This window comes from Kribbella capetownensis (genome assembly GCF_004331485.1).
Classification (GTDB): Bacteria; Actinomycetota; Actinomycetes; order Propionibacteriales; family Kribbellaceae; genus Kribbella; species Kribbella capetownensis.
In genome coordinates this window covers 158,473-168,944 of the sequence record NZ_SJKD01000014.1, presented here as the reverse complement: position 1 = coordinate 168,944, position 10,472 = coordinate 158,473, and the positions used below count along the sequence as shown (strand labels likewise).

Annotated in this window: 10 protein-coding genes; 9 read left to right on the top strand and 1 reads right to left on the bottom strand. The window is 68.5% G+C overall.

The window, feature by feature from the left end:
* Positions 1 to 152: 152 nt before the first annotated feature.
* Genes E0H75_RS43790 through E0H75_RS40140 form a run of 9 tightly spaced genes read left to right on the top strand, consistent with a single transcriptional unit; the run spans position 153 to position 9,300 of the window.
* Positions 153 to 752: a beta-ketoacyl-[acyl-carrier-protein] synthase family protein gene (locus E0H75_RS43790; RefSeq protein WP_238163552.1), complete on the top strand. Its 600-nt coding sequence runs from the start codon at positions 153 to 155 to the stop codon at positions 750 to 752.
* The gene (locus E0H75_RS40175; protein ID WP_131518979.1) at positions 749 to 1,231 is read left to right on the top strand and encodes a beta-ketoacyl-[acyl-carrier-protein] synthase family protein; all 483 of its coding nucleotides are present in this window, start codon (positions 749 to 751) and stop codon (positions 1,229 to 1,231) included. The genes E0H75_RS43790 and E0H75_RS40175 overlap by 4 nt, the downstream gene beginning before the upstream one ends.
* Complete coding sequence (locus E0H75_RS40170; protein ID WP_131518978.1) at positions 1,228 to 2,820, top strand: class I adenylate-forming enzyme family protein; 1,593 nt, start codon at positions 1,228 to 1,230, stop codon at positions 2,818 to 2,820. The genes E0H75_RS40175 and E0H75_RS40170 overlap by 4 nt, the downstream gene beginning before the upstream one ends.
* Positions 2,817 to 4,088 (top strand): beta-ketoacyl-[acyl-carrier-protein] synthase family protein, encoded by a 1,272-nt coding sequence (locus tag E0H75_RS40165; RefSeq protein ID WP_131518977.1) that lies wholly within the window; start codon positions 2,817 to 2,819, stop codon positions 4,086 to 4,088. Before E0H75_RS40170 ends, E0H75_RS40165 begins: the two co-directional genes overlap by 4 nt.
* Positions 4,088 to 5,158 (top strand): 4-hydroxyphenylpyruvate dioxygenase, encoded by a 1,071-nt coding sequence (hppD, locus tag E0H75_RS40160; protein ID WP_131518976.1) that lies wholly within the window; start codon positions 4,088 to 4,090, stop codon positions 5,156 to 5,158. Before E0H75_RS40165 ends, hppD begins: the two co-directional genes overlap by 1 nt.
* Positions 5,155 to 6,060, top strand: coding sequence for a phytanoyl-CoA dioxygenase family protein (locus E0H75_RS40155; RefSeq protein ID WP_131518975.1), 906 nt, complete (start codon positions 5,155 to 5,157; stop codon positions 6,058 to 6,060). Before hppD ends, E0H75_RS40155 begins: the two co-directional genes overlap by 4 nt.
* Positions 6,060 to 7,001 carry a thiamine pyrophosphate-dependent dehydrogenase E1 component subunit alpha gene (locus E0H75_RS40150; protein ID WP_131518974.1) on the top strand — a complete coding sequence of 314 codons (942 nt, stop codon included), beginning with the start codon at positions 6,060 to 6,062 and terminating at the stop codon, positions 6,999 to 7,001. Before E0H75_RS40155 ends, E0H75_RS40150 begins: the two co-directional genes overlap by 1 nt.
* Complete coding sequence (locus E0H75_RS40145) at positions 7,001 to 7,975, top strand: alpha-ketoacid dehydrogenase subunit beta (protein ID WP_131518973.1); 975 nt, start codon at positions 7,001 to 7,003, stop codon at positions 7,973 to 7,975. Before E0H75_RS40150 ends, E0H75_RS40145 begins: the two co-directional genes overlap by 1 nt.
* On the top strand, positions 7,972 to 9,300 hold the full coding sequence (locus E0H75_RS40140; RefSeq protein WP_131518972.1) for a glutathionylspermidine synthase family protein: 1,329 nt from the start codon (positions 7,972 to 7,974) through the stop codon (positions 9,298 to 9,300). Before E0H75_RS40145 ends, E0H75_RS40140 begins: the two co-directional genes overlap by 4 nt.
* Here the strand turns inward: E0H75_RS40140 and E0H75_RS40135 are convergent.
* Positions 9,251 to 10,453 carry an MFS transporter gene (locus E0H75_RS40135; protein ID WP_131518971.1) on the bottom strand — a complete coding sequence of 401 codons (1,203 nt, stop codon included), beginning with the start codon at positions 10,451 to 10,453 and terminating at the stop codon, positions 9,251 to 9,253. The genes E0H75_RS40140 and E0H75_RS40135 overlap by 50 nt on opposite strands.
* Between the last annotated feature and the right edge of the window lie 19 nt (positions 10,454 to 10,472).

Sequence of the window (10,472 nt, the reverse complement as noted above, 5' to 3'; positions counted from 1 at the left end):
GTCGGAACTCCTCAGGGAACGCTTTCGGCACGACAAACATCCTTCCAGCAAGGACCAAGTCCTCACAGATCAGGAGTCAACCGAACCGGGGGCAGTCCCGTTTGTTGTTGGGCGACGGAGTAGCCGCAGTAGTTCTCCAAGCCGGCGAAGGCGTGGCCCAACTCCTGGGTTGGTCCCGCACCGGCGACGCCTACCACCCATGCCAACCATCCCCAGATGGCCGAGGCCTGGCCACCGCGATCCGATCAGCCTTGGCGAAGGCCGGCGTACCACCAGACGCCATCACCTACCTCAACGCCAACGCCACCGGCAGCCCCCTGGCCGATGCCGCCGAGGCCGCCGCCATCACCCACGTCTTCGACCCCGCCTCCACCCGCAACCATCAACCCCCGTCTGGTGGGTCAGCCAACGAGGTGGTGGGTTTGCCCACCGGAATCCCGCTGGCCAACCCACCATCGAATGGGTCAGCCCATCAGACGGGGAAGGACGGGCGGGGCGGGCCGGCGGTGAGTTCTACGAAGGGGTTGCATGGGCATGCGTTGGAGGCTTCGGGGTTGGTGGAGTTCGTGGTGACGGTGCAGGCCTTGCGGGAAGGGAAGTTGCCCGTGAATGCGGGGTTCCTGGACGTGGATCCTGCGTGTGCGGTGGATCTGATTCTGGATGCGCCGCGGCCGGCCACGTCGGCGTACGGGATCACGGTGAACTCGGCGTTCGGTGGAGCCAATACCGCGTTGGTGGTGCGGGCGGGATGAGCGAGTTGCTGGAAGTTCATGACCTCGTCGTGCGCGGTGAGGGCTACTGGCCGGAGCCGGGTGATGACATCGCGGCAGGGCCGCCGGTGGTGCCGGGGTTCGTGGTGTCGGCGTTCAACCCGATGGCCGCGGTGGTGGCGGAGCGCTGCTTGAGCCGATTGACGGAACCGCGCACGGTACGGACCGGGATCGTGCTGGTGTGTGACGGGGACAGTGTGAGTGCGGACCACGTCCGGCAGGCCGTTGCTGAGGGCAAGCGCATCGGCCCGCTGTTCTTCTTCCAGTCGGTGCCGAACAGCATCGCCGGCTGGATCGCGGCGAAGTGGGACCTGCGCGGCCCGGTCGTGTGTGTGACCGACGGCGGGGAAGACGAGGCCGCGTTGCTGATCGGCGATGGGGACGCCGACCAGGTGTTGATCGTGGAGGTGGGCGCCGACCAGGCCTCCGCCCGGATCGTGAGTGGGGGAGACCCGACATGAAGAGCCTCAGAGCCCGCCTCGCCGCAGACCCGGCGATTGGAACCGGCAACGTCCTGGCCACGGTCATCGCCCACGGCGCCGACCTGAACGGTCCCGGCCTGACCTTCGACACACCCGTCGACCACTACCCGGCCGAGCACCCGCTGACCCTCGGCGAGCTGGACGAGCGAGTGCAGGCCCGTACGGCGTGGCTGCACGAGCACGGCATCGGACGCCGGGACGTGGTCGCGATCTGGGCCACCGAGGCGCAGGACATCGTGCTGAGCTTCCTCGCGCTGACCCGCGTCGGCGCGATCCCCGCGCTGATGAACGGCAGGATGAGCCCACCCATCGCCGAGGAGTTCATCCGCCGCCTCCGCGCCACCGGCGTACTCGCGGATGCAGCACATCGCGGGTTGTTGCACGAGGCACCGATCCTCGCGGAGCCACGAGAGCTGGGTACGGCGGACCCGGCCAAGGCGCCGGAGCACTGTCGCCACCACGCCGACGACCCTGTCGTGATCACGCACACCAGCGGCACAACCGGCGTACCGAAGGCAGTGATGCACACCCACACCACCTTGTACGCCGCCTTGAAGCACCTGCTCACGATGCCGCAGGCGCAGGGCACCGACAGGATCCTGAACGCCCTGCCGATCCCACACACCGCAACGGTCCTGATGGTGAATCAAGTTCTCGGCAACCGGGCCGAGATGCTGCTGCTGTCCAGCCAGGACGCGCCGAACGTCCTGCACCACATCGAACGCTGGAAACCCCACTCTGTCTACGGATTCGCCGTGACTTGGGCCGGTCTTGCCCGCGAGGATCTGAATGGCCACGACCTCGACTCGGTCCGGATGTGGTTCAACACCGGCGACTGCGCCCACGAACCGCACATCCGCAAACTGGTTGCCGTCGGCACCCGGGAGACGGTCACCCGCGACGGTCGCGTGACAGTCAAGGGCTCGCACTTCATCGATGGCCTCGGGTCCAGCGAGATGGGCCACAACGGTTTCCACATCACGCACACGATCGACAGCGATCACTACGGCCGGTGCATCGGCAAGCCGTACGAGTTCGCCGAGGCCGCCGTACTGTCGCAGACCGGTGAGGAGCTGCCACCGGGGAAGCCTGGCCTGCTGGGCTTCAGGTCCCCGAGCGTCTCACCCGGCTACTGGAACGACTCGGTCAACACGTACCGCTTCCGCCTGAACGGCTGGTTCCTCACCGGCGACCTCGCCTACCGCGACGACACCGGCCACTACTTCCATCTCGACCGCATCCCCGACGCGGTCGCCGGCTTCGACGGCCCGCAACTCTTCACTTCGCTCTCCGAGGAACGCATCCTGGCCGCCCTCCCCGAAGTACTCGACTGCACGGTCATCATCACGCCAGACAACGGCAGGTACGTCGCCGACGTCCTGATCGAACTCACCTCCGACGCCGAGCCCATCGATCGCACAGCCGCCGTGAAGTCGGCAGTAGGCGAGGAGGTAGCAGCCATCATTCGCAAAGTCACCGCGATCGGGTCGGACGAGGTCCCGGTCACAGTCACCGGCAAGGTCCGCAAGGTCGCCTTGCGGACCTGCTTGACAGGAGCAGACGCATGACCGGCGCTGTCTCCATCACAGGAATGGGCCTGATCACTCCGGTCGGACGCGGTGTCGCCGAGGTGTACGACGCCTTGCTGTACGGGCGATCGGGCATCGTCAAACCACCGGCGGACCACCCGATCGCGAACTCCATCGAGCTGGCGGGCATTCTCCCGCCGATCGACGCCGGGAAGATTGCCTCCGGCCCCGACGGCAAGGTGATGGACCGCACCGTCATCCTCGCTCAGTTGGCCGCCGAGGACGCACTGAACGACGCCGGCCTGGTCATCGGCGAAAACGTTGACCCCGACCGCATCGGGGTGATCGTCGGCGGGGTTGGCGGGATGGCGACGCTCGAGCAGCAGGTGCTGGCTCGGGCCGAACGTGGCCGGGCTGCGGTCAGTCCCTACCTGCTGACAGGGATCCTGCCGAACATGCCGGCCGCTCGGATCGCGATCCGGTTCGGTCTTCGCGGTTACACCTCCGCGGTCGGTACGGCGTGCGCCTCGGGAGCGCAGGCGATCGCGGACGCGGTCCGGCTGATCCGATCCGGTGAAGCGGACGTGGTGCTGTGCGGCGCGAGCGAGGCGCCGCTGTTCCCGACCTTCGCCGAAACCTTCGCCAATGCACGAGCGCTGGCGAGGGGCTGGGACGACCCCACTGAGGCGAGCCGCCCGTTCGACCTACGTCGCAACGGATTCGTGCTGGCCGAAGGCGCCGCACTACTCGTCCTGGAGACCACGGAGCATGCGGCCGCACGTCAAGCACGCGGGTACGCCGACCTGGCCGGCTACGGCGTGAACTCCGACGCACACCACCCGACTGCTCCCCGGCCCGACGGCATGGGTGCCGCCGAGTGCATGCGTCGAGCTCTGGCGAGCGGCGGAGTACAACCGAGCCAGGTCGGCTACATCAACGCACACGGGACCAGCACGAAGCTCGGCGACGTGGCCGAGTCGGTCGCGATCGGGCTCGCATTCGGCGACCACACCCCGGCAGTCAGTTCGACCAAGGCGCTGACCGGTCACATGCTCGGCACCTCCGGAGTGGTCGAGGCCGCCGCGGCGGCCCTCGCGATCACGACCGGCCTGGTGTCGCCGACGTACCACCTGGACGATCCGGATCCGGCCTGCCCGCTGGATCACGTCCGCAAAGAACCCCGCGACCTGCGGCCGGAGTACACACTGTCGAACTCGTTCGGGTTCGGCGGCCAGAACGTGAGCCTGCTCCTCGGCACCACCACCACGCCGGAGCGGCGAGAGACCAACAGTGAGGTGAGGGTGTGATGGAGATCCACGGGATCGACCATGTGGAGTTGTATGTGGGCGACGCTCGGCAGGCCGCGTTCTACCTGGGGCACGCGTTCGGCCTGCAGATTCACGGCCAGGGCGGCCCCGAGACCGGTCTGCCGGAGCAGCGGTCGCTACTGCTGCGTGAGGACGCCGTACAGATCGTGCTGACGTCCGGGCTGGCCGCGGATCATCCGGCCGCGGAGTACGTGCAGCGCCATGGGGATGGGGTCGCGATCGTCGGTCTGGAGGTCGACGACGCCACGGCGGCGTACGGCGAACTCGTGGCCCGCGGCGCCGAAGGCCTGAGAGAGCCGGTCCGGTACGACGGCGGCGAGGCGTCCGTGGTGATCGCGGAGGTGGGCGGATTCGGGGACGTGATCCACCGGCTGGTCGAGCGGCACGGACCGCGACACGAGTTCCTGCCCGGCCGGATCCACATCTCGGAGCCGACGAGTGGCCCGGACGAGAAGCTGTTCAGCGAGATCGACCACCTGGCGATCTGTGTGCCGTCCGGCGAGCTCGAGCCGACCGCGAAGTTCTACGAGGACGTGTTCGGCTTCCCGCGGATCTTCGAGGAGTACATCGAGGTGGCCGGCCAGGGGATGGAGTCGAAGGTCGTCCAGAGCCCGTCGAAGCACGTCACGTTCACGCTGATCGAGCCCGACGCGAGCCGCCGTCCGGGGCAGATCGACGACTTCCTCAGCTGGCACGCCGGTGCCGGGGTGCAGCACATCGCCTTGCGCACCAGCAACATCGTCGAGGCGGTCAGCACGCTGGCGGGCCGCGGCGTCAACTTCCTCGGTACGCCGTCGACCTACTACCAGGCTCTGCCGGAGCGCGTCGGCGAGGTGGAGACCCCGATCGAGGAGCTCCAGGAACTGGGGATCCTGGTCGACCGGGACCACTGGGGTCAGCTGCTGCAGATCTTCACCGAGTCGATGCACGTCCGCCGCACGCTGTTCCTGGAGATCATCGAGCGGCGCGGCGCGATGACGTTCGGCAGCGGCAACATCAAGGCCCTCTACGAAGCCAAGGAACGCGAGCTGGCGGGAGCTGACGCATGACCCTGGAGTTCAAGCTGTCGGAGCAGGAGCTCGAGCTGCTGCCGACGGACGAGGATGTTGCCTTCTACCACGAGCACGGCTGGTACCTGTCCAAGAAGCTGCTGACCGACGATGAGACAGACGAGCTCGTCAACGCCAGCGAGCGGTACTACGCCGGCGAACGCGACCGCACTCTGCCGACAGCCCCGTCGAAGCTGGCGTACTGGGACCCGTCGAAGGGCGACGTCCAGCGGCACAACGACTACGTGCACTACGAGCACGACGGCTTGGCGAAGATCCTGCGCAAGCCGCTGATCGGCGCGGTCGCGGCCCGGCTGGCGCAGACCGCCGCAATCCGGATCTTCCAGTCCACTCTGATCTACAAGCCACCGATCGAGGGCGAGCCGTCGAACATCGTGCCCTGGCACTTCGACAAGCACTACTGGTCGTCTTCGGCCTCGGACCGGATGCTGACCGCGTTCATCCCGTTCCACGACTGCCCACCGGAGATGGGCACGATCACGATGGTCGACGGCAGCCACCGCTGGCAGGAGATCGGCTCCGACGACACCGTCGTACGCCACTTCGCCGAGCGGGACCGGTCGCAGCTGGACCAGATGCTGACCGAGAACGCGGCGTACAACAACGCCGAGGTGGTAAAGGTCCCGATCACCATCCCGCGCGGGCACATGAACTTCCACCACTGCCGGACCTACCACGGTAGCGGCGCGAACGTCAGCGACCGCCCGCGTCGCGCGGTCTCCCTGCACCTGCAGGACGGCGCCAACCACTACCGCGAGTTCCCCCTCTCCGACGGGACCCTGGCGGCGTACAACCACGACGTCCTGGTACGCCGTACCGCTGCCGGCCACCCCGACTACGCCGACCCCGACTACTGCCCGACCCTGTGGGCCGACCGCTGATGAATCTCTACCGGACTGTGCGCCTGATCCGCCGCTTCGAGGAGCGGGCGGTCGAGTTCGTCCGGTCCGGGGAGATCGTCGGTGGCATCCACCCGTACATCGGCCAGGAGGCGATCGCGGCCGGGGTATGCGCGCCGCTGACGGACACGGACGTCATCACCAGCACGCACCGCGGTCACGGACATGTGCTCGCCCGGGGTGCGGACCCGGCCCGGCTGCTCGCCGAGCTGATGGGCCGGGAGACTGGGTTGAACAAGGGCCGCGGCGGTTCGATGCACGCGGCCGACTTCGGCCTGGGCATCCTCGGCGCGAACGCGATCGTCGGCGCGGCCGGCTCGATCGCGACCGGTGCTGCCTGGGCCCATCGCCGCCTCGGCCGGGACACCGTCGCCGCGACCTTCTTCGGGGACGGTGCGATGAACGAGGGCATGTTGCTGGAGGCATTCAACCTGGCCGCTCTGTGGCAGGTGCCGGTGATCTTCGTCTGTGAGAACAACGGGTACGCGACGACGATGCCGGTGGCGTCCGCGGTCGCCGGCAGCATCACCGCCCGTGCCGAAGCCTTCGGGATCCCGGCCGTCACGGTCGACGGCCAGGATCCGGAAAAGGTGCTGGAGGCAACCACCGTCGCGGTCGAGCGCGCCCGCTCCGGTCAGGGACCGACGTTTCTCGAATGCACCACGTACAGATTCGACGCGCACCACACGTTCGAGCACCGAGCCCGGCTCACCTACCGCTCGACCGAGGAGATCTCCGCTGGGCGGTCGCGGGACCCAGTAGAGATTCAGGGCGCACGACTGGCGGCCGAGGACCGGGCCGTGGTCGATGCCGAGGTCGAGGCTTTGCTCGATGCGGCCGCCGTGATCGCTTTGGGGAGCGCCCACCCAGATCCGGCGGCCGCTCTCGAGTTTCTGTACGCCTCGCCGGAGGTGCTGCGCTGATGCCCAAACTGTCCTATTTGAAGGCACTCAACCGCGCGCTCGGGGATGAGCTTGAGCGCGACCCGACGGTCTTCGTGCTCGGCGAGGACATCCGGGCCGCGGCGTCCAACGTGACGGCCGGACTGTTCGCGCGCTTCGGTCCCGACCGGGTCCTGGACACCCCACTGTCCGAACAGGCGTTCACCAACTTCGCCACCGGCGCGGCGCTGGCCGGGATGCGACCGGTGATCGAGTTCCAGATTCCGTCCTTGCTGTTCCTGGTCTTCGAACAGATCGCGAATCAGGCCCACAAGTTCTCGCTGATGACCGGCGGTCAATGCAAGGTCCCGGTCACGTACGTCGTCCCCGGCTCGGGTTCCCGGACCGGGTGGGCCGGCCAGCACTCCGACCACCCGTACACCTTGTTCGCGCACGTCGGTGTGAAGACCGTGGTCCCAGCCACTCCGGCCGATGCGTATGGTCTGCTGATCTCGGCGATCCGGGACGATGACCCGGTCGTCTTCTTCGCACCGTCCGGGGCGCTCGGTGTCCGCGACGACGTCGACTTCAGCACCCTGGCACCAGTCCCGCTGGGCGTCGGCCGGGTCGTGCGCGGCGGCGACGACGTCACGGTCGTTGCCCTCGGCCACCTTGTGCAGGACGCACTGGCGGCCGCCGACGAGCTGGCCGGGCTCGGGATCTCCGTCGAGGTGTTCGACCCACGCACGGTCTATCCGCTCGACGTGGAGGGTCTGGCCGCATCGGCCGCCAAGACCCGGCGACTCGTGGTGATCGACGACTCGAACCGGACGAGCGGATTCGCGGCGGAGATCCTGGCGATCGCTGCCGAACGCTTCGATCTCGACGCGCCTCCCCGCCGCGTGACCCGGCCGGATGGCGCCGTGCTTCCCTTCGCCCTCGCGCTGGACCGAGCCGTGCAACCCGGCCGGGACCAGTTGGTCACCGCAATCCACGCCGTACTGGAGGAACAATGACGGACCAGTGGAACGAGTTGCCGGAGTCGGTGCGTACGGCACTGGTCGCGCGGGGGCTTGATGCGTGGCAGCAGGTGTACGACGGCGTGGCGACGCACAACAAGGAGTGGCGGCCGCTGCGGCCGCCGATCATGTCCGCGGCGGCGTATCGCCGGTTCACCGACATCTCGGCGACTGTCGCCCGGCTGATCCTGGCCGCGTGCCTGCACCGTGCGTCGACCGCCGGGGAGTTGCGGCAGGCGCTCGGTATGCCGGCCGGCTACATCGACCTGCTCGACGAGGACCTCCCGGTGACCGAGGACCTGCTCGGTGGTGTCCGGGCCGACATCCTGCTCGCGGACGGAACGCCGTACGTCGTCGAGGCCAATATCGACAGTGCGCTCGGTGGTGCCCATGACTCCGATGGGGTCGCCCAGCGGTTCCTGGCGGCGTACGACGGGGATCCGGTGCTGGACGGGATCGGGCTGGCGGCGCCGCCGTCTGCGGTGGACGCGCGGTACGAGGCGCTCCGGTCGGCGCTCGAGCTGACCGGGACGGATCGGCTGGCGATGATCTTCACCACCGGCGGCACGTATCCGGGCTCGCAGGACGGGCTGGCGATGATCAAACTGCTCGAGCCGTTCAGCGAGCGCGGCCGCGAGCTGGGCCTGGATATGCGAGTGTTTCCGGTCGAGTGGCTGACTCTGGACGACGCCGGCCGGCTGCTCGTCGACGACGGGCCGATCGACGCAGTACTGCGGATGTTCGTCCCCCAGGGCACCACCCCTGGTCCCGGCCTCGACGCCCTGGGCGCCGCCATCCGATCCAAGACAGTTCGGGTCTTCACTCCGACCGCGAGTTGGCTGCTGGCGAGCAAGTCGATCTTCGCCTGGCTCTGGGCGGACCTGGATTCGATGTCCGCCGACGATGCCGAGGTCGTGCGACGGCATGTCCCGCGAACCGAGGTGTTGTCGCCGGACCTGCGCGACCGGGCGATCGCGGACCAGGGCAGGCTCGTCCTGAAACCGTCCGGTTCCTACGGCGGTGTCGGCGTCGTCGTCGGGCCGGAGGTGTCCGCGCAGACCTGGCAGGAAGCCTTGGATGCCGCGCTGGTCGAGGGCGGGCACATCCTGCAGCGGTACGTCTCGGTCGACCGGCTCACCATGCAGTTCGTCGAGATCGCCACCGGCGAGGTCCACGAGGACGCCGTACCGATCTGTATCGCCCCTTATCTGTTCGGAGGTACGCCGGCCGGCGCCTACGTCCGGTTCGCCGTACCCGGGGCCGGGCCGGTGGTCAACGTTGCGCAGGGCGCGCTGACGAGCGGGCTGCTACTGACGCCTTGACCGCCGGAACGATCGCGAGCGCGACGATGGCGGCGGTCAGGCCGAAGGCGACGGAGTAGCCGGTGCCCGCGACCACGGCGCCGAAGACGATGGCGCCGACGCCCCAGCCGCCGTCGTACGCGAGGTTCCACAGGGCGCTGACCTGGCCGTAGCGGGACTTCGGGACTCGGTCGTACATCATCGTCAGCGTGAGGTTCTGCGCGGCGCCGAAGCCCAGACCGAACAGGGTCGAGCCGACGACGATCGCGGCCGTGCTGCCGATCAGGACGAGGGAGCCCGCACCCGCCGCCGCCAGGATCAACGCCGGTGCCAGCAGCTTGGCCGGGCCGACGCGGTCGGCGTACCGACCGGCCAGCCAGCGTGCGGCGGGAGCGGTGATCGCCTGCATCAGCAGGGCGGTGGCGACGAGGGAGTGCTTGTCCTCGGCCACAGCCAGGGGCAGGAAGGTCACGCTGATGCCCGCGGCAACGGTGACGGCGGCGAACACGAACGTCGGCATCATCAGACCGCTGCCGCGCAGGCCGCCCAGCACCTTCACGTGCTGTTCTTCCTCGCTGGTTGCCTTGGGCATCCCGGCCAGCATGCCGAGGACCAGCAGGGAACTGGCCGCGGCAAGCACGAACAGGGCACCGAAGCCGACCAGATTGGTGAGGTAGACCCCGAGAGGCAGTCCGATGACGGCCGGCGCTCCGACGGCCAGTCCGTAGATCCCGAACGCCTCGCCGCGGCGCCGGTCGGGAGTCACGTCGGCGACCAGTGCGACCGCACCGACGACCATGATCGCCAGCCCCGCGCCGCGCACCACGCAGATCGTGAGAACGACAGGCAGCGACGCGGTGACCAGCAGGAGCAGTGACGGTGCACCCAGCAGGATCAGTCCGAGACCGAGGACGACCTGGTAGCCCCAGCGCGCCAGCAGCCGCGGGACCAGCAGCTCGGTCCCGACGGCGGCCAGCATCATCGCGCCGGTCGACAGCCCGGCGCCGATCCCGCCGGATCCGTTCGCGGCGAGGTACAGCGGGACCACCGAGGTGAGCAGGTACATGCTCAACCCGGACCCGAACACCATCACCAGCAACCGTCCGAACTGGCCGGTCACCAGTCGGGGCGCGGTGGTCACCTGGACTGTGGGGAACTCGCATGCGGTGGTCATACCTTCACGCTAGGGCCGG